This is a genomic window from Pseudomonas sp. RL_5y_Pfl2_69 (genome assembly GCF_963970465.1).
Taxonomy (GTDB): Bacteria; Pseudomonadota; Gammaproteobacteria; order Pseudomonadales; family Pseudomonadaceae; genus Aquipseudomonas.
On the sequence record NZ_CAXAOU010000004.1, the window covers coordinates 43,546 to 68,061 of the forward strand.

Below are 24,516 nucleotides of genomic sequence, written 5' to 3' on the forward strand. Positions count from 1 at the left end.
TTCCTTCAAGGGAATTAGCGGGGCGCCCACAGATCGGGCAAGCCGGGATCACTGGCCGTAATCAGGCGCTTGAGCAGCACTTTAAGGGCCTGGGCATCGCCGGGAGCGAGCCTGGCCGACACGTTTTCCTCCACGGCCTTGGCCAGTGCCACCTGTTGCAGCGACGCCTCACGGCCCGTGGCGGTCAGCACATAGCGCGGTGCCTGCTGGCTGCCTTCGAGGGCGACCAGGTTCTGTTTTTCGAGAAAACGCATGCTTGCCACAGACACCACATGCCCGGTGTAACTGACGAAGTGATTGATTTCATCCAGGGTCAGGTTGTCGCGAATACACAGGACCGAAAGGATAAAGAAAGCATGCTCGTCCAGCTGCTGATTGCTCAGCAAGCGGTGCAGGGCGTCGAGCAACTGGTAATGGGCGCGGCCCAGCAGGTACCCGAGCAAGTCCTCGGTGTAGCTGCACTCCGGTGGTGGCGGAGTGGTTGCCAGGCGCAGCTCGCTGCGTGGTTTACGGGTTGCCAGGGCATATTGGCCGCTTTGAAAGGCCAGCGGTGCGCGGTCGCTGTGATCGAAGGCGAGCACTTCACCGACAAAAATCACATGGTCACCGCCTTCATATTGAAAGGCCGTGCGGCACTGAAACCTGGCGGTGCAGTCCTGTAACAGCGGTGCTTCGCTGATGCCGTTGTCGAGTTCGATTTCGGCAAACTTGTTCTCGCCCTGCATCGCAAAACGTCCGGACAGAGGTTCCTGTTCGGTCGACAGCACATGCACGTTCCAGTGCTTTCCGGAACTGAACACCGGCAGGCTGCGAGCGGACTTGGCCAGACTCCACAGCACCAGCGGCGGGTTAAGCGACACCGAGTTGAAACTATTGGCAGTAATGCCGATGGGCGAGCCATCTTCAGCCTGGGTGGTGATGATCGTCACCCCGGTGGTAAAGGTGCCCAGCGCGGTACGGAATGCCTGCGGGTCGAAACTGCTTTGCATTGCCATGACGAACCTCATGGATTGGATTTTCGTGCTGGCAGTATTCGCCCCGAAGCGGTGCGCTACATCGTCTTAATGGACTAACGAATACAGCCGATTATCGTCCGATTGGACGAGGCTAATCGGGGCGCTATTCACTAGGGTCAGCTCATTGAACCGATGTATCAGAGGACTCATCCATGACGTTCAGCAGCACTGCTCCAGAACAGCTGTCCAGCCTGTTGGCGGCGCAAAAACAAGCCTTTGTCGAGGCCGGGCACGTCAGCGCAGAGCTGCGCCGGGCACGGATTCAGCGCGTGATAGAGCTCGTGGTGCGCTATCAGCAGCCACTGATCGAGGCCATGGATGAAGACTTTGGCGGTCGGCCCCAGGGCTTTTCGCTGATGAATGACGTTCTGGGCTCGCTGGCATCACTCAAATATGCTCGCGATCACCTTGCCCACTGGGTCGAAGACGAGCCGCGACAGGTGTTTTCGCCCTATGACCAACTGGGCGCCAAAGCCTGGGTGATGCACCAGCCCAAGGGCTCCATCGGCATTCTGGGCACCTGGAATGCGCCGCTGTTCACCTTGCTCAGCCCTTTGGCCTGCGTACTGGCAGCGGGCAACCGCGCCATTCTCAAACCGTCCGAAGTAGTGCCCCGCACCGCCCGGGTTCTGGCCCAGGCCTTTGCCGACGTGTTTGATCCACTTGAAGTCGGTGTAGTGACCGGAGATGCCGGGCTGGCGCAGGCCTTCACCTCGCAACCTTTCGACCATCTGGTGTTTACCGGCAGCACCGCAGTGGCGCGTTCGGTCATGCGCAATGCGGCTGAAAATCTGGTGCCATTGACCCTGGAGCTGGGAGGCAAGTCCCCGGTGATCATTTCCCGCAGCGCAGATCTGGCCAAGGCGGCCTTCAGCATTGCGGTGGCCAAAGCCAATAACGGTGGGCAAATTTGCATCAACCCGGACGTGGTGTATGTGCCGCGCGAGCTGATGGAGGATTTTATCGGCCTGCTGGGTGCTGCCTACAGCGAATTGCTCCCCACCACGGACGACAATCCGGATGTGGTGGCAGTGGTCAATGCCCGCCATGTGCAACGCATCGACGGCTACGTGCAGGATGCCCGCGAGCGGGGCGCCCGGATCGAAAGCTTCCCGCAGGCACCCGAGGCTGACGCCCGAACTCGTCGGCGTGCGCTGCACGTAGTGATCAACCCGCCTCGCGACAGCCAGATCATGCATGAAGAAATCTTCGGCCCGGCGCTGGTGTTGCTGCCTTATGAACAGATTGATCGGGCGTTGGGCGACATTCACTCTCGTGAGCGCCCGCTGGCGCTGTATTACTTTGGCCAGAGTGAAGAAGAGCAGCGCCATGTGCTGCAGCACACGATTTCCGGTGGCGTGAGCATCAATGATGTGATGATGCATGCGGCTCTGCACGACGCTCCGTTTGGCGGGATCGGCGCCTCGGGCATGGGGCATTATCACGGCCGTGAAGGCTTCCTGGAATTCAGCCATATGCGCACCGTTTACAAGGCCCCGGCCCATGACCCGCGGCGTGAGTGGGGCCTGCTGCCACCGTATGGCGAGCACTTTCTGCCCACCATGCAATCGATGGTCACGGCTGACTGAAACACGCAGTGCAGGAGCGGGCTTGTTCGCGATGCTGTCGACTCGGCGCCTTCATGGACCGCATTGATGCAATCACGAGCAAGCCCGCTCCCACAGGACCCTGGCGCCTAAAACAACACGAAATGTTCTGGAGATTGACCTTGCACAACCCTGCTCAAACACCTGAAGAATCCACCGGCTGGCAGCGTCGACACGTACTCAAGGCCGGTGCCTTGGCCGTGGGTGCCGGTCTGCTGGGACGTTTTGCCCATGCCGACAGCACGGGCGCGCTGTCGTCTGGCGAGTACCTGGCGATGGACGCCACTGACATGGCCAGTGCCATACACAAAGGCGAACTCAGCCCGCACAACCTGCTCGCGGCGGCCATGGCCCGATGTGATGCGGTCAATCCCAGGGTCAATGCGGTCAACATGCGCCATGACGACTACGCCAATGCGCTGCTCAAGGCCCGTGCTGCCAGCGGTGCGTCGACCACGGGCCCTCTGGCCGGGGTGCCGATCCTGATCAAGGACCTCAATACCTACCTGGAAGGCACCCGCACCACCAATGGTTGCCGCCTCTACAAAGATGCGCCGATGGCCCCCCATACCAGCACCCTGATTGCCCGTTATCAGGCGGCCGGTGCCGTGCCGTTTGGCAAGACCACCTGCCCGGAGTTCGGATTGACCACCACCACCGAATCCCTGTTGTGGGGGCAAACCCGCAACCCGTGGAATCTGGCAAAAAGCGCGGGCGGCTCATCTGGTGGGGCGGCTGCGGCAGTTGCAGCGGGGATTGTTCCCGTGGCCCACGCCACGGACGGCGGCGGTTCGATCCGGATTCCGGCGTCTTACTGCGGCCTGGTCGGGCTCAAGCCGACGCGTTACCGAACCCCCAGTGGCCCGGGAAAATATGAGGGCTGGTTTGGGGCCAGCGTAGGCAACGTGGTGTCGCGCAATGTGCGCGATATGGCGTTGTTCATGGATGCGGGGCAGGGGCACGAGGCCGGCAGCCCGTACTGGGCCAAGCCCCTGGTGCGTCCTTATGTCGAAGAACTGCGCACGGCCCCCGGTCGCTTGCGCATCGGCGTGGTGCGTGACTCGCTGACCGGCGCACCGCTGGACCCGGAGGTGGCGAGGGTGCTGGACGACACCGCCAAACGCCTCGCAGCCCAGGGGCATGACGTTGAAGAGCTGCGCCTGAATGTCGATCCGAGGCAGTTGTTCGGTGCCCATGGTTCGGTGATTGGCGATGCATTGCTGACGATGGTTCACGATCGCGAGCAAGTGCTGGGGCGAAGCGCAACGGCCGATGACTACGAGCGCATCACCCAGGTGGTGCTGGGCAATGCCCAAAAAGTCACTGGAGAAGGCCTGTACCGTGCGCGCCAGTCGTTCGAAACCATCGGCGGCTACATGGAAGATCAGTTCCAGACGTTTGACGTGATCCTGTCGCCGGTGACGGCCAATGTCACGCCGGACCTGGGGCTCTTGAGCCTCAATCAGCCCTGGGAGAGCTATGCCCACAACGCCATGGGCAGCGCGTCCTTTACCGTATTGGCCAACGTCAGCGGCCAGCCGGCCATTTCCTTGCCGGTGGGCATGAGCGACAAGGGCCTGCCTATCGGCATGATGTTCACCGGGCCATTGGGCGGCGAAGACGTGTTGCTACGCCTGAGTGCGCAGATTGAACAGGCGCGGCCATTCGCGGCACTGCCGATCCTCTGAAACGGTGGGAGCGGGCTTGCTCGCGATGCAAGCCCGCTCCCACACAAGTTCAGTGTGATGCCGTGTGCCTAGTCCGCTTTGACGATGAACCACAGCGTTACAGGCCGGATTATTCGTCATACACCGCCCGCGCATTCGCGCAGCGAGAGACTGACGGAGAACACACGGATGGATCAGATACGAGAGAAAAGTCCGATTGAGCTTGAGCTGCTGCAACGTGCGCGCAATCTGATTCCTGCGCTCAAAAGCCGTTCAGCCCAGGCGGACAAAGACTGCAAACTGCCCGACGAAACCATTCGTGACATGCAAGAAGCCGGTTTGTTTCGTGCCTTGCAGCCCAAGATCTGGGGCGGTCATGAAGTCGATCTGCGCACCTTTTTTGAAATCCAGATGACCTTGGCTGAAGGCTGTATGTCCACGGCCTGGGTCTTTGGCGTGGTAGGCGTGCATCCGTGGCAACTGGCGCGTTACCCGATGGAGGCCCAGCGTGATGTCTGGGGTGAGGACAGCTCTGTGCTGGTGGCTTCCACCTACATGCCGGTGGCCAAGGTCACGCCGGTCAAGGGTGGTTTTCAGGTCAGCGGACGCTGGGGTTTTTCCAGTGGCAGCCAGCATGCACAGTGGTGCCTGCTCGGGGGCATCGTGCCGCAAGACGAAACGGGCCCTACCGAACACGGCACCTTCCTGATTCCGGCCAGCGACTATCGCATCGAACAGAACTGGGACGTGCTGGGCCTGCGTGGCAGCGGCAGCCACGACATCGTTGTCGAAGACGTTTTTGTCCCGGCCCACCGGGTCCAGCGCACCAATAACTTCAGCATCGAAGCTACGCCGGGGCGCCTGGTCAATACCAACCCGATGTACTCGATCCCGTTTGCCCAGGTGTTTGCCCGCGCCGTATCGACGTCGGCCCTTGGTGCCTTGCAAGGGGCCATCAACGAGTTTCGCGATAACGCGGCAAAGCACATCGGCAAGCACGGCGCCAAAACCGCCGAAGACCCGGCGGCCCAAGCGGCCGTGGCCGAAGCCATCATCACCGTCGACTCGCTCAAGCTGGTGCTGATGCGCAACTACGGGCACCTGCTGGCACTGGCCGCAGCCGGGGAATACCCGGATGTCGAGACCCGTCTGTTGTATCGCTATCAGTCCTCCCACGTGACCAACGTCTGCGCCGATCGGGTCAGTGACCTGCTGCGCTGCATGGCCGCTTCGGGCTTATACAACACCAATCCGGTGGCGCGTTACTTCCGTGACCTGCACCAGGCTCGCGGGCATATCGCCAACAACGAGGCGGCTTACCGCCGCAGTTACGGTCTTGTACAGCTGGGCCTGCCCAACGCGGACCCTTTTGTCTGATCGGGTCAATTCTGTGACCCGGTAATCAACCTCTGACCTCAGCGCAAGGCATAACAATAATGACGGCTCACGATCAGTCTCAGTCCAGCTATGACGTAATTGTTGTCGGCTCCGGCGCCGGCGCCATGACCTCGGCCCTGTTTGCGGCTGATCAGGGCCTGTCGGTTCTGATTGTCGAAAAAAGCGATAAATATGGCGGCACCTCGGCGATTTCCGGCGGCGGTATCTGGATCCCGAACAACCATTATTTTGCCGCCATTGGCGGGCAGGACAGCCCTGAGCTGTCCCTGCAATACCTCAAGGCCGCCACCGGCGAGCACGGTGATCCACAGCGGTTGCAGGCGTATCTGGACAACGCCGCGCCGATGATCAAAAAGCTCACCGACAACAGCCGCGTGCGTTACGCCGTGGCCGATAAATACCCCGATTACTACCCGCAACTGCCCGGCGCCTTGCCAGGCGGTCGCACCCTGGACCCGGAGCTGTTCGACACCAGCCTGCTGGCTGAAGAGCTGCCCAATCTGCGCAAGCCTTCGCCGTCGACCCTGCTGATGGGGCGCATTGCCTGGACGGCCCGCGACGCGCACAAGGCCATGGCCCGCAGTTTTGGTTGGCAATGGCTGATTTTCAGGCTGATGGCCCGCTACAAACTCGACTTCAAATGGCGCCGCAAAAGCAAATACGACCGCCGCGCCGCACTGGGCAGCTCCCTGGTGGCGTCGTTGCGCCGTTCCCTGATGGATCGCAACGTGCCGTTATGGCTCAACACTGACTTTCAGGACGTGTTGCTCGACGGTGATCGGGTCAGCGGGATCAAGGTTGCAACGGGTGGCAAAGTCCTGGAACTCAAGGCCCGCCGTGGGGTGATTTTTGGCTCCGGCGGCTTTGAGCAGAATCAAACCCTGCGCGAGAAATACCTGCCGCAACCCACCCGGGCCAGCTGGAGCGCTACGCCACCGGGCAACAACACCGGGGCTGCACTTGAGGCGGGACTCAATATCGGTGCGGCCACGGCGCTGATGGACTGGGCCTGGTGGGCTCCCACCATTGCCGTGCCAGGCGAGGAAAAACCCCGTGGCGTGTTTGCCGAACGGGCGTTCCCGGGGGCCATTGTGGTCAACAGCCTGGGTCATCGCTTTGTCAACGAAGCGGCGCCGTACCTGGAGTTCGTCGACGCCATGTACACAGACAACCGCAAGACTGGCGGCCGCTCGGTGCCGTCGTGGGTGATCTTCGATGGTCACTTCCGTTTTCACTACGCCATGGGCCCGTTGATGCCGGCCCAGGTGGTCCCCGACAGCCGTCTGCGCAAGGAATGGCTCAATACCGTGTACTGGAAGGCCGACAGCCTGGACGCGCTGGCCATGCAAATCGGGGTCGATGCCCGGGGCTTGAGCAGCACCGTGCAAAAAATCAACAGCTACGCCCAAACCGGGGTCGATCTTGACTTCGATCGCGGTGGCAACGTGTTCGATCGCTACTATGGCGATAGCAATATCAAGCCCAACCCGTGCCTGGCACCGTTACGCAAAGGCCCGTATTACGCCATGCGCCTGGATGCCGGAGATATCGGTACCAAGGGCGGATTGCTGACCAACCAGCATGCTCAGGTCGTACGAGAAGACGGCCAGCCAATCCCTGGCCTGTATGCCATCGGCAACTGCTCGGCATCGGTGATGGGCATCAGCTACCCCGGTGCCGGTGGCACCCTGGGCCCGGCAATGACTTTCGGCTACATCGCTGCCAACCATATCGCCAGCAGCGTGTCGGCAACCGCCAGCGCCCGGGTACGGGCACTGTCATGAGCCGGGCGCAGAGCAGCTCCAGTAACAGTAAGATCCTTGCGCCCTTGCAGGCCGAACGACTGACCGCGCGGGACTGGCAAGACACCTGCGACGTGCTGGTGATCGGCTGGGGCGCGGCAGGCGCCTGCGCCGCGCTGGAGGCCAGAAGCAATGGCGCCCATGTGATTGTGGCCGACCGCTTTACCGGTGGCGGTGCCAGTGCCAAGAGTGGAGGCGTGGTGTATGCAGGCGGTGGGACCCGGCACCAGCAGGCCGCAGGGTTCAACGACAGCACGCAAGCGATGTTCGACTACCTCAAGCACGAAACCCGGGGTGTGATCAGCGATGCCACCCTGCAAAAATTTTGCGACGACAGCGTCAGCAACCTCGACTGGCTTGAGAGTCACGGTGCCCGCTACGGCCATAGCATGCCGCCGGGGGGGAAGACCTCATACCCGTCCGATGGCTACTTCCTGTATTACTCGGGCAATGAGCTGGTGCCCTCCCACGGCGGTGAACAACCCCCGGCGCCACGGGGTCATCGCACCGTAGGCAAGGGCCAGTGCGGCGCGGTGTTGTACGCCCACTTGAAAGCCGCCTGCCTGCGTGACGGAGTGCAACCCTTGCTGCAATCCGCTGCCCGGCGTCTGGTGGTGGATGCCAGCGGGCGCGTGGTTGGCGCCGAGTTCTGGAGCTTGCCCGAGGGCAGTCGCGAAGCGCGCTTGCATGCACGCCTGGCGGCACGGGCCGAGCGCCTGCAAAATTTCGCCCCCGGCTACTGCGATCGCCTGCGGCAAAAAGTCAGCCAGCTGGAGCGCGATCATGGGCAGCCGGTGCTGATCCGGGCCAGGCGCGCCGTCATTCTCAGTACCGGGGGGTTTATCTTCAACCGCGGACTGATCCGCGATCATGCGCCCAACTTTCGCCGCAATTTCAAGGTCGGCGCTACCGGTTGCGATGGTAGCGGCCTGCTGCTGGGGCAGTCGGTGGGTGCCAGAAGCGAGCGTTTGAGCCGGGTATCGGCCTGGCGCTTTATCAACCCGCCGCACTGTTGGCCCAAGGGCATCGTGGTCAACACCCTTGGCCAACGGTTTTGCAACGAAGAAGTCTACGGCGCCACCCTGGGCCAGCCGTTATGCGAAGAGCAGGGGGGGCAGGCCTGGCTGGTAATGGATGCGCGCTTGCGCAAACAGGCGATCCGCCAGGCGCTGTTTGGGGGCTATTGGTGGTTCCAGACCTTGCCGGCGCTGGCCTTGATGCTGCTCAAGGTCCGCAAGGGCGACAACCCTGACCGGTTGGCGACGGCCTGTGGCATGCAGGCCGGGGAGTTGAGTGATGCATTGCGCACCTACAACGCCGGTGCCCGAGGCGACGCACCGGATCCCTTTGGCAAGTCTGAAGGCAGCCGTCAGGTGCTCGACAAAGGGCCGTTTTATGCCTGCGATATCAGCGTTGGCAACCCGATATTCCCCTTGGGGGCGCTGACGTTGGGCGGCCTTAAGGTGGATGAATCAAATGGCGCAGTCCTGGACGCACAAGGCCAGCCGATTGCGGGCCTGTTCAGTGCGGGGCGCACAGCCATCGGCGTGGCGTCACACCTCTACATCAGCGGACTGTCGCTGGCTGACTGCGTGTTTTCGGGCCGCCGTGCGGGGCTGGCTGCCTCGTGTGGGAGCGGGCTTGTGCGCGATACAGGCGGCGCGGTTTCCATCGATGAGCGCAGTGATGCCATCGCGAGCAAGCCCGCTCCCACAGAAACCACCAAGGTGACCCCATGAGCGCAAGTAGCCCGTTTGTGATGAGTATCTGATATGACCCAACCTGCGTATTTCTCCCTGCGTGTGGCGCAAGTCGTGACTGAAACGGTGGACTCCAGATCCCTGGTGTTCGACGTTCCGTTGGCCCTGCGTGAACAGTTTGCCTACAAGCCCGGGCAGTTCTTGACCCTGCGCGTACCCTTCGAAGGCGGCTGGTTGCCGCGTTGCTATTCGCTGTCGAGCACGCCGCTGCAAGACGAACCGTTGCGCGTAACGATCAAGCAAGTCCGGGACGGGCGTGCTTCCAACTGGTTGTGCGAGCACGTGCGCGAAGGTGATCAACTTGAGGTGCTGGCCCCGGCCGGGGTGTTTGTCCCTCGGCATTTTGACGATGACTTTGTGCTGTTTGGTGGCGGCAGCGGGGTGACTCCGGTGCTCTCGATCCTGCGCTCGGCCTTGATTGCCGGTACAGGCCGGATTCTGCTGGTTTACGCCAACCGTGATGAAGCGTCGGTGATCTTTGCGGCTGAGCTCAAAGCCCTGGCCAGTGCCTACCCCCAGCGCTTGCAGGTGATTCACTGGCTGGACTCGGTACAGGGTATTCCTGGCGTGGCGCAACTTGCGCAGATGGCCCTGCCATTTGTTCATGCCCAGGCCTATATCTGCGGGCCTGGCCCGTTCATGGACGCTGCTGTCAGCGCCTTGCATGACATCGGCATGGACCACGGGCGCATCCACGTCGAGCGGTTTGTGTCGTTGCCTGAAGAAGGCAGCGTGGCGGCCCCGGGGCCGGTCAACACCGATGTGATTGGCAGCCAGCTTTCGGTTCGCCTTGACGGTGAAGAGTTCGAAGTACCCTGTGCTGAAGGCGAAACGCTGCTCAACGCCATGCAGCGCGCGGGGTTGAAACCGCCCAGTTCATGCCTGGTGGGTTCCTGCGCGACCTGCATGTGTACGGTTGAGCGCGGCAGTGTAGAGATGCTGCGCAACGATGCCCTTGACCAACAAGAACTGAACGACGGCTGGGTGCTGGCGTGCCAATCGGTGCCCAACAGCGAACAACTGCGTGTGTGCTTTCCCGAATAATCTGCCAGACGAGTGCCTGATGACTTCCAGCCTGCAACAGATCCTGCCCAGCTCGATTCCTCAATTACTGCTCAGTGCCGCGCAGCACCATGCCGGGCGTACCGCCATTGAAGAGCATGGGACCTGCACCGACTACAGCGAACTGCCGGGCCTGGCCCTGGCCGTAACCCGCAGCCTGATGGCTCAGGGCATCGGCAAGGGCGATCGGGTGGCGATCTGGGCGCCTAACGGGCGGGACTGGATCATCGCTGCATTGGGCATCCACTGTGCGGGCGCGGTGATGGTGCCGATCAACACCCGCATGAAAGGCAGTGAAGCTGCGGATATCCTGCAGCGTAGCGGGGCAAGGGTGTTATTCGTGCAGCCGCAGTTTCTGGGGACTGATTATCTGGCGATGCTGGCGCCCTGTCGTCCGGCGAGCCTTGAGTGTCTGGTCCTGCTGGGCGAAACCACGGCTGGCAGTTCCCAGGGCCTGAACTGGAACGGCTTTCTGGCCCTGGGTGCGGCCATCAGTGAATCGGCAGCGCTGTTGCGGGCATCCGGGGTGGGCGCTGATGACCTGAGCGACTTGCTGTTCACTTCCGGCACCACCGGCAAGCCAAAGGGCGTGATGAGCGCTCACGGGCAGAATATCCGGGCTTTTAGCGAATATGTGAAAGTGATCGGTCTGCAGGCCGGTGACCGATACCTGGTGATCAACCCGTTTTTTCATGCCTTTGGCTACAAGGCGGGCTGGCTGACGTGCCTGCTGGCGGGCGCGACGATCCTGCCCCATCCGGTGTTCGATGCCGAAGCGGTGTTCCAGCGTATTGCGGCTGAGCGCATCAGCGTGCTGCCGGGGCCGCCGACCTTGTACCTGTCGATGCTGGCCCATCCCAAGCTGGCTGAAACCGATCTGTCGAGCCTGCGCATTGCCGTCACGGGCGCGGCGACCATTCCACCGATCCTGATCGAGCGCATGCGTCGCGAACTGGGCTTCTCGGTCGTCACCACCGCCTATGGCCTCACTGAGTGCGGCGGCCTGGCGACCATCTGTGACCCGGGCGACGCTGCGACGGTTATTGCCGGCACCAGTGGCCGGGCGATCCCGGGGACCGAAGTGAGCATTCGCGACCCGCAAAACCGGGCATTGCCGGAGGGTAGTACGGGGGAAATCTGCCTGCGTGGTTTTCACGTGATGAAGGGGTATTTCGAAGACCCGCACGCCACGGCTGAAACCATCGACAGTGAAGGCTGGTTGCACACCGGCGACATTGGCGAGCAGGACGCGTCGGGCAACTTGCGCATCACCGACCGGCTCAAAGACATGTTTATCGTGGGCGGATTCAATTGCTACCCGGCGGAAATCGAAGCCGGGTTGATAGAGCATTCGGCGATTGCCCAGGTGGCGGTGATCGGAGTACCTGACGAGCGCATGGGGGAGGTGGGGTGTGCCTGCGTGGTGTTGCGTCATGGTCAGGCGCTGGATGAAGCCGGGCTGATCCTGTGGGCCCGTGAGCATATGGCCAACTACAAGGTTCCCAGGATGGTGCGGTTTTATGAGGCGCTGCCGGTGAATGCGTCGAACAAAGTGGCGAAGAATGAGTTGCGGGCGGGGTTGCTGTAGGCGTCCTGCGCAGCCTCGTTTCACTCGTCAGCTGACATATTGAATGGATATGTACTCGGCATAGGTGCGGGCGCATCGCAAAACAACTGGCACACGGGGTACATATCCGGCATTCGCGGTTAACTGAAATGATGGTTTCGCTCCGTGGGCCCGTCGTGACGGGCCATCCCTGGCCCAACACGGCTCTCCCGGCATCCATGTCGGTCGACCCACTACGCAGAACCTCCTCTCGGCCTCCCGAGGCGGCCGACCGGCCGGCCTGGTTGGTGGGTTGCATTCACGATCCGTAGCAGCTGACGAGCCGTGCGAGGCTGCGTTCGAGCGCGCAGCGGTCGTAAAGTCAGCCTCCTCGGTTAACCAGGCATACCGCGTGTACTGGTTTTGCGACCGCTGCGCGCTCGAACGCAGCCTCGTTCTACTCGTCAGCGGCTACATTGGGGCAGGCGCGAAATCTGTAGCCGCTGAGGAGCGTAGCGAGGCTGCGATCGGCGGCGTAGCCGTCGTAAAATCAGCCTCCCAGGTTTATCAGGTAAACCGCGTATTCCGGTTTTGCGACCGCTGCGCGCTCGAACGTAGCCTCGCACTACTCGTCAGCGGCTTGTATGTTGGCGCTAAAACGTTTTGCGCAAGGTTCTGTGGCGTCTGCGAAGCATTTTTGCTTTTGCTTTTGCTTTTGCTTTTGCTGGAGCCACACGCATGTCCAGACGACGCTAATGCCCATCACAGAAGGCCGAACGCAGGTGCTGTTATGGGGGTGGCGCGGCAGGACGCCGCGCCAGCCGCGATGGGCCATGGATGGCCCGTCGCGGCGTGCCCCCATGACAGTGCCGGAGTGAGGGGACCACCGAGCCTGGGCGAGGAGGCCGTATGGTAGGGCAAGCCTTTTTGGTTACTTTTTCGGCGTCTGGAAAAAGTGACCCGCCGTAAGGGCGGAACCCGTAGAGAGCCGTGACACATCGAATGGATATGGACTCGGCATAGCTGCGGGCGCTTCGCAAAACAACTGGCACACGGGGTACATATCCGGCATCCGCGGTTAACTGAAATGATGGTTTCGCTCTTACAGCGAGTCACTTTGCAAAAGCGGCAAAGTAACCAAAGCGCTTTCGCCCCAGCGTACGGCCTTCGCTGCGCTCAGGTGTCCCTCGCTCCGGTCCCGCTCCGTGGGCCCGCCGTGACGGGCCATCCCTGGCCCAACACGGCTCTCCCGGCATCCATGCCGGTCGACCCACTGCGCAGAACCTCCTCTCGGCCTTCCGAAGGGGCGGGCAGATCAAGAGCACTGCCCGCCGAGGCGGCCGACCGGCCGACCTGGTTGGTGGGGTGCATTCACGATCTGTAGTCGCTGACGAGCCGTGCGAGGCTGCGTTGGGCTTGGGCGCCACTGCGACGTAGCACTCGTGGAATCGGCCTGCACGGTTAATCAGGCACTGCGCGTGTACCTGTTTTGCGACCGCTGCGCGCTCGAACGTAGCCTCGCACTACTCGTCAACTGCTACACGCGGGATGGGTGACGATATCTGTAGTCGCTGACGAGCCGTGCGAGGCTGCGTTCTGCTTGGTGCGCCACTGCGACGTAGCAGTCGTAAAGTCAGCCTCCTCGGTTAATCAGGCATACCGCGTGTACCGGTTTTGCGACCGCTGCGTCGCAGTGGCGCACCATCTCGAACGCAGCCTCGCACGGCTCGTCAGCGACTACAGGGGCGCGCCGCTCAATGCCCTTCAAACCGCGCTGCACGTTTCTCGATAAATGCCTGCATCCCTTCTTTTTGATCCCTGGATGCAAACAGCAGCGCATTGGCCTTGCGCTCAAGGGCCAGCCCGGTCTCCAGCGGTGCGTCCACGCCCGCCAGTATCACTTCCTTGATTTGCTCGGCAGCCAGCGGGGGCATGGCGGCGATCAATTGGGCCATCTCCAGGGCATAAGCCTGTACCTGGTCATCATCGACCACGTTACTCACCAACCCCGAAACCCAGGCCTCTTCAGCCGTAATCGGCTGCCCGGTCAGGGCCATGCGCATCGCCTTGGCCTTGCCCACGGCCCGTACCAGCCGCTGGGTGCCGCCGATGCCCGGCATGATGCCGATGCGTATCTCGGGCTGGCAAAACTTGGCACTGCGCCCGGCCACGATGATGTCGGCCAGCATCGCCAGCTCACAACCACCGCCATAGGCATAGCCGCACACCGCAGCAATGACCGGTTTGGGGCAATGCTGAATCGGCGCCCAGACCCGCTCGGTATGGCGCTGGTAAATATCAATAGGGCCGACCCCGGCCATGCTGTTGATGTCGCCGCCAGCGGCAAACACTTTGTCACCGCCAGTCAGCAGGATGCAGCGCACGTCAGGGTTGTGCGCCAGTTCCGTGAAATAGCGTGACAACAACCCTTGCAACTCAAGGCTCAGGGCGTTGGTGGCCTGGGGGCGATTAAGGCGCAGCAAGGCCACGCCCGGGGTCGGGAATTCAAGCAATACCGGCGCGGCAGATGGGTCTGACATGGGGTTCCTCGTTAACAGGGGCTGTCACCACAGCGTGCGCTGGATTGTTGCGTTCACCCGGTTGCGCTTCATCGTCCGTTCAGACGACGAGCAGCCCCCGGATTGCCCCTAGAGTGGCTCCATCAGTAGAAAAGGAGCATGTCATGGGCCAACTCTCAGGGCTGGACTACAGCGGTAAAGTGGTGCTGGTCACCGGCGGTACAAAAGGCATCGGCGCCGGTATCGCCCGCAGCTTTCTGCAAGCCGGGGCACAGGTGATTGTGTGTGGCAGGACAACACCTGAAATGTTGCCCGGGGCAGGCTCGACGCAGGCGATTTTCATGGCGTGCGATGTGCGCGACCAGGAATCGCTCAAGGCATTGTTCGAGGGCATTCGCGCTGACTTCGGTCGTCTCGATGTGGTGATCAACAATGCCGGCGGCAGCCCGCCAGCAGAGGCTGGCAGCGCTTCGCCACGTTTCCACGAAGGCATTATTCGCCTCAATCTCATCGCCCCCTTGAATGTTGCGCAACAGGCCAACGCCTTGATGCAGCAACAGGCCGAAGGCGGCTGCATCGTGTTTATCGGCAGCATCAGCGCCTTGCGCGCATCCCCTGGCACCGCGGCCTATGGCGCGGCCAAGGCCGGGGTATTGGCGCTGGTGCAATCCCTTGCCGTGGAGTGGGCGCCCAAGGTGCGGGTGGTCGCGGTCAGTCCGGGGCTGGTACGCACCGAACAGGCGCATCTGCATTACGGCGACGAACAAGGCATCGCAGCCGTCAGTGCCGGTATTCCGGCCGGGCGCATGGCGTTACCGGAAGACATCGGCAACGCCTGCCTGTTTATCGCCTCGCCCATGGCCGGCTATGCCAGCGGCTGCAATCTGTTGTTGCACGGCGGCGGCGAACGGCCGGCATTTCTGAGCGCTGCGCATTGACGACCTTCAGCGGCGACCACCGGGTTGCTGCACTTGACACGCAGGAGACGAACTTGGCTGATTCTCAATTGCTAACCGACGTGCGCGCCCTGGTGGGGCGTGAGTATGGTCGCGTCTACGCCTGGGACGAAGTCAACGCCCCGATGATCCGCCAATGGTGCGAGATCATGGGCGTGGACAACCCGCTTTACACCGATCCGGCCTTTGCCGCCATCAGCGCTCAGGACGGGCTGGTGGCGCCGCCTGCGATGCTGCAGGTGTGGTGCATGGAAGGCTTTCACCTGAACAACTACGCACCGGGCTCGACCACCGAAAACCCCTATGAAGTGCTCAAGCTGATTGAGTCTTATGGCTATGCATCGGTGGTCGCGGTGAACTCCGAGCTGACCTTCGAACGCAATCTGCGTCCGGGGGAGAAACTCTACTACACCACCCGGCTGGACTCGGTAGGCGACGAGAAAACCACCGGCCTGGGCACAGGTTTTTTCGTCACCCTGGTGATGAACTACTTCGTTGAACACAAAAGTGGCGACGAAGCGGTGGGGCAGTTGCTGTTTCGCGTATTCAAGTTCCGTCCGGCCAACAACCACGCGGCCAAAGAAGCACCGGCCAAGGTCGAGGCAGCCCCGGCCGTCAAGCGTCCCAAGCCGGGCATGAGTGATGACACCCGTTTCTTCTGGGAAGGCTGTGATGCGGGCAAGTTGCTGATCCAGCGCTGCACCCAGTGCCAGACTCTGCGCCATCCTCCTGCTCCCGTGTGCATCGAATGCCACTCGTTCGATTGGGACAGCGTGCAGGCCAGCGGCCGTGCCAGCCTCTATTCGTTTGTGATCATGCATTACCCCGAAGTGGCGCCGTTCGACCATCCCAACCCGATCGGCCTGATCGAGCTGGAAGAGGGCGTGCGTCTGGTGGCCGGGCTTACAGGCGTCAAGCGCGAAGAGCTGAGTATTGGCCAGCCCTTGCAGCTTGAATTCCAGACCTTCGACGGCGAGCTGACCTTGCCCATGTTCCGGCCTGTGGTCGAGTAAGGGGAGGGCAGCATGGATTTCGAATTCACCGAAGACCAAGGTGCCATCGCAGAAATGGCCGGCAGTGTGTTTGCCGACTATTGCACCGATGACCGCTTGCGTCAGTTCGACACCCGCGAGCAGGCCTACATGGAGCCGCTGTGGCAGCTGTGTGTAGAGACCGGCCTGCAAGCCCTGGCCATCCCTGAAGCGCAGGGTGGCAGCGGACTGGGCATGACCGAGTTGATGCTCGTACTGCAGGCCCAGGGTCAGGCGTTGGGGCAAGTGCCGTTGTGGCGTCATCAACTGGCGGCCGCCACGCTGGCGCAATTTGCCGACCCTTCCTTGCAGTCGTGGGCGGTTGACGCTGCAGCGGGCAAGGCGCTGCTGACCCTGGACTTGAGTGGTTTGTACAACGCCCGGGGCATTGTGTTGCACGCTCAATCTGTGGACGGCGGATGGTGCTTGAGCGGTCATGTCGGTGCGCTGGCGCTGGCGGAGCAGTCGCAAGCGGCCCTGCTGCTGGTGACGGTCGAAGGGCAAGCCCGGCTGGCGTTGGTCGAACTGGCAAACAAAACCGTCAAGCCTGTACCCGGTCGCATGACTCACGGTGAGGCGGTTGCCGATTTACACATCGACGGGCTGCTGATCAGCACCGGGCAATTGCTCCCCGCAGCCGCACTCGGCTGGCTGGAGCCACGGGCCATCGCCTCGCTGGCTGCGCTGCAACTGGGGGTCAGCGCCGAACAGATCCGCCGCACCGTGGAGTACGTCACCGAGCGTCGTCAGTTTGAACGCAGCATCGGCAGCTTTCAGGCCGTGCAAATGAGCATGGCCAACGCCCATATCGCCCTCGAAGCCCTGCGCAGCTGCCTGTGGCAATTGTGCTACCGCCTGGATGCCGGTCTGCCTGCGCCGAGCGAAGCACTGGCCACCGCCTGGCAGGCCTGTGAAGCGGGGCATGTGATTGGGCACAACGCCCAGCACGTACACGGCGGTATCGGCGTCGACCTGACGTACCCGATGCATCGCTTTCTCTACTGGAGCCGCGCTTTGGGCTGTGCCCTGGGAGGATCGCCAGCCTGCCTGGAACGCCTCGGCGACTGGCTGAGCCATAACGACAAGCTGGGATGGAAATATGACCTTGCAGAACACCAAGCGCTTTGACGACGTGCGCCCCGGCGAAACCCTGCCGGAACTGGCGATCCCGATCACCGTGGGCCTGGTCACCGGCGGCGCTATCGCCACCCGCGACTACTTCCCCGGCCACCATGACCTGAACGCCGCTCAGGCCCTGGGCTCACCGCACATCTTCATGAACATCCTCACCACCAATGGGCTGGTGCAGCGGTATGTCGAAGGTTGGGCTGGCCCTGAGGCACGTTTTGCCTCGCTGAAAATCAAGCTCGGCGCGCCGAACTACCCCGGCGACAGCATGACGTTCAATGGCGCGGTTACCGGCCTGGACGCCGCCACCCGCACGGTGGAAATCACCCTCAGCGGCAAAAATTCCATGGGCAACCACGTGACCGGAACGGTCGCGCTGGTTCTGCCCTGATCGCGGGAGACAGCACACATGACGCAATCGACACTTTCCGGCAGCGCTGCCATCGTTGGCCTGGGCGCGACCGAATTTTCGAAAAACTCCGGGCGCACCGAATTGCGCCTGGCGCTTGAAGCCACGTTGGCTGCGTTGAAAGACGCGGGTATCGACCCGTCCGAGGTTGAGGGTTTCAGCTCGTACTCGGTGGACAAAGTCCCGGAATACGAGATCGCCCGCTTGCTGGGTTGCAAGGACGTCAAATTCTTCTCCCAGGTACCCCACGGTGGTGGTGCGGCCTGCGCGCCGATCATGCACGCGGCCATGGCCGTCGCCACAGGTGTGGCCAAAGTGGTGGTGGTCTACCGCGCCATGAACGAGCGCTCGTGGTATCGCTTCGGCAGCGGCAGCTACGGCTTTGCTTCCACGCCGATCTTCGAAAACGTCAACTACGGCTGGTACATGCCACACGGCCTGCACACCCCGGCTTCATGGGTCGGCATGTTTGCCCAGCGCTACATGCACACCTACGGCGCCACCTCTGAAGACTTCGGTCGCGTGGCGGTGGCGGTGCGTGATTTTGCTGCCACCAACCCGGCGGCGTTCTTTTACGGCAAGCCGATCACCCTGGAAGAACACCAGGCCTCGCGCTGGATCTGCGAGCCGTTGCATTTGCTCGATTGCTGCCAGGAATCCGATGGTGCGGTGGCGATGGTGATTACCTCGGCCGAGCGTGCCAAGGACCTGCGCCAGAAGCCGGTGATGATCAAGGCCGGCTCCCAGGGGATCACGTCGGGCCAGCAGATCATGACCTCCTTCTACCGCGACGACATTACCGGATTACCGGAAATGGGCGTGGTCGCCAAGGAGCTGTATCGCCAGTCGGGCCTGGGCCCGGAGGCGCTGCAAACCGCGGTCATCTACGACCACTTCACCCCGTTTGTACTGCCGCAGCTCGAAGAGTTCGGCCTGTGCGAGCGTGGCGAGGCCAAGGAATTCATCCGCGCCGGGCACCATGCCCGTGGCGGCAAGTTCCCGATCAATACCCACGGCGGGCAACTGGGTGAGGCCTATATCCACGGTATGAACGGCGTGGCAGAAGCGGTGCGCCAGGTGCGCGGCAGTGCGGTCAACCAGGTCGACAATGTGGAAAACGTGCTGGTGACTGCTGGCACGGGTGTTCCTACCAGCGGCCTGATTCTGGGAGCAGCCTGAATGTTCGTCGACCTCACGCCTGAACAACACGCCCTGCGCCTGAAGGTGCGGGACTACTTCCAAAACCTGATGACCCCGCAGTTGCGTGAGCAATTGCGCGGCAAAGAGGGCGGCGAACTGTACCGCGACACCATCCGCCAGATGGGGCGCGACGGCTGGCTGGCCGTGGGCTGGCCCAAGGAGCACGGCGGGCAGGGCTACGGCCCCACCGAGCAGTTCATCTTCTTTGAAGAAGCGAACATTGCCGGGGCTCCGCTGCCGTTTGTGACCATCAGCACTGTTGGGCCTGCGCTGATGGCTCACGGCACCGAATTGCAAAAGGCCAAATTCTTGCCGGGCATCGCTGCGGGCGAAATCATCTTTGCCATCGGCTACTCCGAACAGGATGCGGGCAGCGACCTGGCCGTGCTCAAAACCACGGCCCGCCTTGAAGGCGACAGTTTTGTGGTCAATGGCAACAAGCTCTGGACCTCGGGTGCCGAGTCGGCGGATTACATCTGGCTGGCGGCGCGTACCGATCCAGAACGACCACGGCACAAGGGCGTGTCGATCCTGATTCTCGACACCCAGGCGCAAGGCTTCTCGACCACGGTGATCCCGACCACGAGCAACCCGACTGCGGCCACCTACTACGACAACGTCCGGGTGCCCAAAGACATGCTGGTGGGCGAGCTGAACGGTGGCTGGAAGCTGATCACCGCCCAACTGAACCACGAGCGGCTGGGCCTGGGTGCCTGGTCGGACAAGGTTGTCGGGCTGTTTCGCCGGGTGCTGATGTGGGCCAGGGAAACAGATGAAAACGGCGTGCGTGCCACCGATAAAGCCTGGGTGCGCGCAGGTCTGGCGCAGTGTTACGCAAGGCTGGAAGCCATGCGTCTGATCAACCTGCGCATTGCCGCTGATCTTGAGCGTGAGCGCATGGACGTGGCGCTGGCCTCGACCACCAAGGTCTACGGCTCCGAATCGGCGATCGAGATTCTGCGCCTGTTGAGCAACATCGTGGGTGCCAATGGTCTGGTGCGCGGCGGTTCGGCGGCGTCGTTGTTGCAGGGCGACCTGGAGTACGAAGTACGTGCCAGCGTGACCCTGACGTTTGGTGGCGGCACCAATGAAATCCAGCGCGAGCTGATAGCCCAATTCGGCCTGGGCATGCCCCGTACCCAGCGTTAATAGAGGTCTTGTAGCAGCGGACGAGTAGAACGAGGCCGCGTCCGGCTGCGAAGCGGCCGCAAAACCATTCAACACGGTGTTTCAGATACATCGAGTGTGCAGGGTTGACGAGGACTTCGTCCCCGGACGCAGCCTCGCGCAGCTCTGCAGCTGCTACGGGGATCTTTATTTACAGGTGAAATAACATGAACACCATTGACCAGTTCAGAGAGCAAACCCGCAGCTGGCTTGAGGCCAACTGTCCACCCTCCCAGCGCAAGGCGATTCCTGAAGGCGAGTTGGTGTGGGGTGCAAGGGATGTCGAGTTCCCCAATGCCGATGCCCAGCTGTGGTTTGAGCGCATGCGCGACAAGGGCTGGTTCTGCCCGGACTGGCCTGCCGAATATGGCGGTGCAGGGCTGAGCGCGGAATATAACGCCGTGCTCGAAAGTGAGCTGCGCCGCCTGAAGTGCCGCCCGCCACAAATCAATCTGGGCATCTGGATGCTTGGCCCGGTGCTGCTGGAGTTCGGCAGCGAAGCGCAAAAGAAAGACCTGCTCACCCCGATGACTCGCGGTGAAGTGCGCTGGTGCCAGGGCTTCTCCGAGCCCAATGCCGGCTCTGACCTGGCGAGCCTGAAAACCGCCGCCCGGGATGCTGGCGATCATTTTGTAGTTGATGGCAGCAAAATCTGGACCTCGTACGGAGACAAGTCGGACTGGATGTATGCGTTGGTCCGCACCGATCCCGCCGCCAGCAAGCACGCGGGCATCAGCCTGATCGTGCTCGACATGAAAAGCCCCGGGGTGAGCGTTGCGCCGATTGATTTGATCAGCGGCAAATCTGCGTTCTGCCAGGTGTTCTTCGATGCGGTCAAAGTCCCGAAAAGCCAGCTGATTGGCCCGTTGCACGGCGGCTGGAACCTGGCCAAGCGCCTGTTGCAGCACGAACGCAAAGCCATGTCCAAATTCGGCGAGTTCAGCCTGCCGACGCACTTTCACTTGTTGTCGTTGGTCGGCCAGTACTTGCCCGAACCTGCGGGGCAAAGCGAATCGGCGCTGGTGGCGCGGGCTGTGGCCTGTGCCATGGACGAGCACAGCTACAACCTGACCGTACAGCGCATGGGTGAAGAAGCCCGCGCCGGGCAAGACGTCAGCGGGCTGATGTCGATCATGAAACTGGTCCACACCGAACAGGAACGGGACAAGTTCGAAGTGTTGCTGGATGTCATGGGTTATCACGCATTGGGCTGGGACAAGGAGGCGTTCAGCCCCCAGGAGCAGGCCATCACCCGTGGCTGGCTCAACAGCTTCGCCCTGACCATTTCTGGCGGTGCCTCAGAAATCCAGCTCAACGTGATTGCCAAGCGGGTCCTCGGCCTGCCTGACGTGAAGTAAGGAAACCCACCATGAACCTGCTTTATAACGATGATCAACGGATGTTGGCCGACAGCGCCCGCGAGTTCCTGGCGGCGCGCAGCCCGGTGTCCCGCCAGCGCGCCTTGCGCGATGAGCCCCAGCCCGACGGTTTTGACTCGCGACTGTGGCAAGACGCAGTGGCGTTGGGCTGGAGCGCTATACCGTTCCCCGAAAACCTCGGCGGGCTGGACTTCGGTTGCATGGGCCTGGGCCCTGTCTTTGAATCCATCGGTTGCACGCTCAGCGCCTCGCCGCTGCTCTCCAGCGTAGTGCTCAGCGGTTCCTTGCTGCACCTGCAGGGCAATGCCGAGCAACAGGATTGCTGGCTGTCGACGACCATCAGCGGTGAGCGGCGCTTGGCGCTGGCGCTGGACGAACACGCGCGTCACAACCCGCAAAAGGTCTCGTTGCAAGCCGTGCCCAATGGCGATGGCTACAGCCTGACCGGGGATAAATATTGTGTGATCGACGGGCTCGGTGCCGACGGTTATCTGGTGGCAGTACGCACGGGCACCCAGGGTATCAGCCTGTTTCTGATACCGGCCGACGCTGCGGGCCTCACTGTGGTTGCGTTACCGCTGATTGACTCGCGCAACCATGCACGGTTGCAGCTGGATCAGGTACAGGTCGGGCCGCAAGCCCTGCTCGGCGAGGCCGGATCTGCCATGCCTGCGTTGATTATTGCGCTGGATCGCGGTCGAGTGTGCCTGGCTGCCGAGATGCTCGGCATGTCTGAAAAACTCTTCGCGATGACCCTCGATTACCTCAAGACCCGCGTCCAGTTTGATGTGGCCATTGGCTCTTTCCAGACCCTGCAACACCGTGCAGCGCAGCTGTATGTCGACCTGGCACTGGCGCGCAGCGCGGTGATGGCCGGGCTGGCGGCGCTGGACGATACACGCCTGAGCGAGGTCGAGCGTCAGCGCCTGGCCAGTCTGGCGAAGTGGAAGGCCGGGCAGACGGCGATCAAGGTCGCGAATGAAGCGGTGCAGATGCACGGCGGCATTGGCGTCACCGATGAGCTGGATGTGGGCTTGTACCTCAAGCGTATCCGGGTGGCTCAGGCAACCCTGGGCGATGCCGATTTTCACTGCGAGCGCTATGGCGCCCTGGAACTGGCGCACGCGCACGCTTGAGCCTGTTGTGAACGGTTCGAGTCAGGAGAATAACAAGATGAAACTTGAGCAATGGCAGAGCGCCTGGCAGCAGTTGGTGGGGGTGGGCTCGCCTTTTGAAGTCGTCACGCCGCCAGAAGGCGGGCCGAAGTATTTTCGACACACAGCAGCCAGCGTCTGGGCCGCCATCGACAGTGGCCGGGTGCATGCTGACCGCGAGTTTCTGGTGTGGGAGCAGCAGCGCCTGACGTTCAGTCAGTTTTTCGATCAGGTGGATCGACTGGCCGGGCAGTTGGTGCAGCGCTTTGGTCTGCACAAAGGCGATCGCGTCGCGATTGCCATGCGTAATCAGCCCTCCTGGCTGGTCGCGTTTGCAGCCATCCAGCGATGCGGTGCGGTGTGTGTGCCGCTCAACAGCTGGGGGCTGCGTGACGAGCTGTTTCATGGCCTGCAGGACAGCGGTGCGTGTTTGTTGCTGTGCGACGAGCCTCGCTTGCAATTGCTTGCCGCTGACCTGCGTGATCAAGGGCTGGCAACCATTGTGGTTGGCCTGCGTGAAGCCGCGCCGCTGGAGGAACACTGCCAGCGTCTGGAAGACCTGCTGGCTGCACCCGCGTTGAGTACGCCCGTACAACCCGTCAGTGCCAGCGACCCGGCCATGATTCTCTACACCTCGGGCACGACCAGTCTGGCCAAGGGCGTGCTGTCGACCCACGGCGCAGTCTGCCAGGCGCTGGTGGCGCTGGAGTTCCAGGGTGCGTTTTGCGCGCTCAGTTCACCGCAGCGTATCAGTGTGGTGATCAACAGCGGTTATGCGCCCACCACCTTGATGGCAGTTCCGCTGTTCCATGTCAGTGGCTTGCATGCGCAGTTTTTGCTGGCCTTGCGCAGCGGTCGACGGCTGCTGCTGATGTACAAGTGGGACGTGGAAAAAGCCTTCGATCTGATCCGCGATGAGCACTGCACCCAGTTCAACGGCGCACCGGTGATGATGCAGCAACTGCTGACGTCGCCACGCTTTGGCAGCCCTGACACGGCCAGCCTGTTTGGTCTGGGGCTGGGGGGTGCGGCACCGTCCAGCAGCCTGCTGGAACACCTGACCCAGCGCAAACCCGAGGCAATCGGCGGCAGTGGTTATGGGCTGACCGAAAGCAACGGCATCTGCGCAGCCATTGGCGGTGATCAGTTTGTCTACAAACCGGCGTCGGCAGGCTGGCCCTTGCCAATTGTCGAGGTGCGCATCGGCGACAGTCCGGATCGACCACTGCCCGGCGGTGTCAGTGGATTGATCTGGGTGCGCTCGCCAACGCTGATGAGCGCGTACTGGAACCTGCCCGAGGCCAGCGCACAGACCCTGCGCGATGGCTGGCTCGACACCGGCGATATCGGGCTGCTGGATGATGAAGGTTTCCTCTACATCACGGATCGCGCGAAGGATTTGATCAATCGCGGCGGCGAGAAAATTTCCGCTGCCGAGGTCGAGTCCTGCGCCTGTGAGATGCCCGGTGTGATTGAAGCCGCAGCCTTTGCCGTCCCTGACGATGTGCTGGGCGAAGTGGTGTTTTTGGTGGTGCGTGGCGACCCGGCCTCAACCCCGGACCGGGATACGGTGCGGAGGTTTATCGCCCAGCGTCTGGCGAGCTTCAAGGTCCCTGCGCAGATCCATATCCAGCACACGCCGTTTGCCCGTAATGCGTCGGGCAAGATGCTTAAAAGCTTGCTCAAAGAGCTGTTGGTAACGGCCTGAATAGTCT

18 protein-coding genes are annotated in these 24,516 nt (G+C 62.0%); 16 read left to right on the forward strand and 2 right to left on the reverse strand.

All coding sequences use genetic code 11. The features are described 5' to 3' along the window. Positions 1-14 precede the first annotated feature (14 nt). The gene (locus tag AACY07_RS08705) at positions 15-995 is read right to left on the reverse strand and encodes a flavin reductase family protein (RefSeq protein ID WP_338647071.1); all 981 of its coding nucleotides are present in this window, start codon (positions 993-995) and stop codon (positions 15-17) included. 173 nt (positions 996-1,168) lie between these two features. Between AACY07_RS08705 and AACY07_RS08710 the strand changes: the two genes are divergently transcribed. The 7 genes from AACY07_RS08710 to AACY07_RS08740 all read left to right on the forward strand — a co-directional run bounded on the left by AACY07_RS08710 (position 1,169) and on the right by AACY07_RS08740 (position 11,900). Further along, complete coding sequence (locus AACY07_RS08710) at positions 1,169-2,605, forward strand: coniferyl aldehyde dehydrogenase (RefSeq protein WP_339474424.1); 1,437 nt, start codon at positions 1,169-1,171, stop codon at positions 2,603-2,605. Positions 2,606-2,727: 122 nt separating this feature from the next. Beyond that, on the forward strand, positions 2,728-4,311 hold the full coding sequence (locus tag AACY07_RS08715; RefSeq protein WP_339474425.1) for an amidase: 1,584 nt from the start codon (positions 2,728-2,730) through the stop codon (positions 4,309-4,311). Between the two features lie 168 nt (positions 4,312-4,479). Continuing rightward, entirely contained in the window at positions 4,480-5,667 is a 1,188-nt protein-coding gene (locus tag AACY07_RS08720; RefSeq protein WP_133077428.1) for an acyl-CoA dehydrogenase family protein, read from the forward strand. A gap of 59 nt (positions 5,668-5,726) precedes the next feature. Then, positions 5,727-7,472, forward strand: a complete 1,746-nt coding sequence (locus AACY07_RS08725) for an FAD-binding protein (protein ID WP_339474426.1) — start codon at positions 5,727-5,729, stop codon at positions 7,470-7,472. Beyond that, entirely contained in the window at positions 7,469-9,229 is a 1,761-nt protein-coding gene (locus AACY07_RS08730) for an FAD-binding protein (protein WP_339474427.1), read from the forward strand. The genes AACY07_RS08725 and AACY07_RS08730 overlap by 4 nt, the downstream gene beginning before the upstream one ends. 33 nt (positions 9,230-9,262) lie before the next feature. Then, complete coding sequence (locus tag AACY07_RS08735) at positions 9,263-10,294, forward strand: ferredoxin--NADP reductase (RefSeq protein ID WP_339474428.1); 1,032 nt, start codon at positions 9,263-9,265, stop codon at positions 10,292-10,294. 19 nt (positions 10,295-10,313) lie between these two features. Continuing rightward, the gene (locus AACY07_RS08740) at positions 10,314-11,900 is read left to right on the forward strand and encodes a FadD3 family acyl-CoA ligase (RefSeq protein WP_339474429.1); all 1,587 of its coding nucleotides are present in this window, start codon (positions 10,314-10,316) and stop codon (positions 11,898-11,900) included. Between the two features lie 1,712 nt (positions 11,901-13,612). On the opposite strand, the gene AACY07_RS08745 is transcribed toward AACY07_RS08740, so the two are convergent. Next, entirely contained in the window at positions 13,613-14,398 is a 786-nt protein-coding gene (locus AACY07_RS08745; protein WP_133077435.1) for an enoyl-CoA hydratase-related protein, read from the reverse strand. A 143-nt stretch (positions 14,399-14,541) separates the two neighbouring features. On the opposite strand from AACY07_RS08745, the gene AACY07_RS08750 reads away from it, so the two are divergent. The 9 genes from AACY07_RS08750 (at position 14,542) to AACY07_RS08790 (ending at position 24,509) form a co-directional block, all read left to right on the forward strand. Further along, a complete protein-coding gene (locus AACY07_RS08750; protein WP_133077436.1) occupies positions 14,542-15,315 on the forward strand; it encodes an SDR family oxidoreductase in 774 nt (257 codons plus the stop codon). A gap of 53 nt (positions 15,316-15,368) precedes the next feature. Beyond that, a complete protein-coding gene (locus AACY07_RS08755) occupies positions 15,369-16,346 on the forward strand; it encodes an OB-fold domain-containing protein (RefSeq protein ID WP_133077437.1) in 978 nt (325 codons plus the stop codon). Positions 16,347-16,358: 12 nt separating this feature from the next. Next, the gene (locus AACY07_RS08760; protein WP_339474430.1) at positions 16,359-17,492 is read left to right on the forward strand and encodes an acyl-CoA dehydrogenase family protein; all 1,134 of its coding nucleotides are present in this window, start codon (positions 16,359-16,361) and stop codon (positions 17,490-17,492) included. Further along, positions 17,464-17,883, forward strand: coding sequence for a MaoC family dehydratase (locus AACY07_RS08765; protein WP_133077439.1), 420 nt, complete (start codon positions 17,464-17,466; stop codon positions 17,881-17,883). The genes AACY07_RS08760 and AACY07_RS08765 overlap by 29 nt, the downstream gene beginning before the upstream one ends. Positions 17,884-17,901: 18 nt before the next feature. Further along, on the forward strand, positions 17,902-19,080 hold the full coding sequence (locus AACY07_RS08770) for a lipid-transfer protein (protein WP_048351818.1): 1,179 nt from the start codon (positions 17,902-17,904) through the stop codon (positions 19,078-19,080). Next, positions 19,081-20,250: an acyl-CoA dehydrogenase family protein gene (locus AACY07_RS08775; protein ID WP_339474432.1), complete on the forward strand. Its 1,170-nt coding sequence runs from the start codon at positions 19,081-19,083 to the stop codon at positions 20,248-20,250. Positions 20,251-20,435: 185 nt separating this feature from the next. After that, on the forward strand, positions 20,436-21,626 hold the full coding sequence (locus AACY07_RS08780) for an acyl-CoA dehydrogenase family protein (RefSeq protein WP_339474433.1): 1,191 nt from the start codon (positions 20,436-20,438) through the stop codon (positions 21,624-21,626). An 11-nt stretch (positions 21,627-21,637) separates the two neighbouring features. Then, positions 21,638-22,783 carry an acyl-CoA dehydrogenase family protein gene (locus AACY07_RS08785; protein ID WP_339474435.1) on the forward strand — a complete coding sequence of 382 codons (1,146 nt, stop codon included), beginning with the start codon at positions 21,638-21,640 and terminating at the stop codon, positions 22,781-22,783. Positions 22,784-22,820: 37 nt separating this feature from the next. Then, complete coding sequence (locus AACY07_RS08790) at positions 22,821-24,509, forward strand: class I adenylate-forming enzyme family protein (protein WP_339474437.1); 1,689 nt, start codon at positions 22,821-22,823, stop codon at positions 24,507-24,509. Positions 24,510-24,516: the final 7 nt, after the last annotated feature.

Coding starts and splice junctions, on each gene's coding strand:
- AACY07_RS08770 (WP_048351818.1), top strand. CDS start 17,902: ATGACGCAATCGACACTTTCCGGCAGCGCTGCCATCGTTGGCCTGGGC.
- AACY07_RS08720 (WP_133077428.1), top strand. CDS start 4,480: ATGGATCAGATACGAGAGAAAAGTCCGATTGAGCTTGAGCTGCTGCAA.
- AACY07_RS08735 (WP_339474428.1), top strand. CDS start 9,263: ATGACCCAACCTGCGTATTTCTCCCTGCGTGTGGCGCAAGTCGTGACT.
- AACY07_RS08740 (WP_339474429.1), top strand. CDS start 10,314: ATGACTTCCAGCCTGCAACAGATCCTGCCCAGCTCGATTCCTCAATTA.
- AACY07_RS08715 (WP_339474425.1), top strand. CDS start 2,728: ATGTTCTGGAGATTGACCTTGCACAACCCTGCTCAAACACCTGAAGAA.
- AACY07_RS08750 (WP_133077436.1), top strand. CDS start 14,542: ATGGGCCAACTCTCAGGGCTGGACTACAGCGGTAAAGTGGTGCTGGTC.
- AACY07_RS08765 (WP_133077439.1), top strand. CDS start 17,464: ATGACCTTGCAGAACACCAAGCGCTTTGACGACGTGCGCCCCGGCGAA.
- AACY07_RS08790 (WP_339474437.1), top strand. CDS start 22,821: ATGAAACTTGAGCAATGGCAGAGCGCCTGGCAGCAGTTGGTGGGGGTG.
- AACY07_RS08745 (WP_133077435.1), bottom strand. CDS start 14,398: ATGTCAGACCCATCTGCCGCGCCGGTATTGCTTGAATTCCCGACCCCG.
- AACY07_RS08725 (WP_339474426.1), top strand. CDS start 5,727: ATGACGGCTCACGATCAGTCTCAGTCCAGCTATGACGTAATTGTTGTC.
- AACY07_RS08780 (WP_339474433.1), top strand. CDS start 20,436: ATGAACACCATTGACCAGTTCAGAGAGCAAACCCGCAGCTGGCTTGAG.
- AACY07_RS08705 (WP_338647071.1), bottom strand. CDS start 995: ATGGCAATGCAAAGCAGTTTCGACCCGCAGGCATTCCGTACCGCGCTG.
- AACY07_RS08710 (WP_339474424.1), top strand. CDS start 1,169: ATGACGTTCAGCAGCACTGCTCCAGAACAGCTGTCCAGCCTGTTGGCG.
- AACY07_RS08760 (WP_339474430.1), top strand. CDS start 16,359: ATGGATTTCGAATTCACCGAAGACCAAGGTGCCATCGCAGAAATGGCC.
- AACY07_RS08730 (WP_339474427.1), top strand. CDS start 7,469: ATGAGCCGGGCGCAGAGCAGCTCCAGTAACAGTAAGATCCTTGCGCCC.
- AACY07_RS08775 (WP_339474432.1), top strand. CDS start 19,081: ATGTTCGTCGACCTCACGCCTGAACAACACGCCCTGCGCCTGAAGGTG.
- AACY07_RS08785 (WP_339474435.1), top strand. CDS start 21,638: ATGAACCTGCTTTATAACGATGATCAACGGATGTTGGCCGACAGCGCC.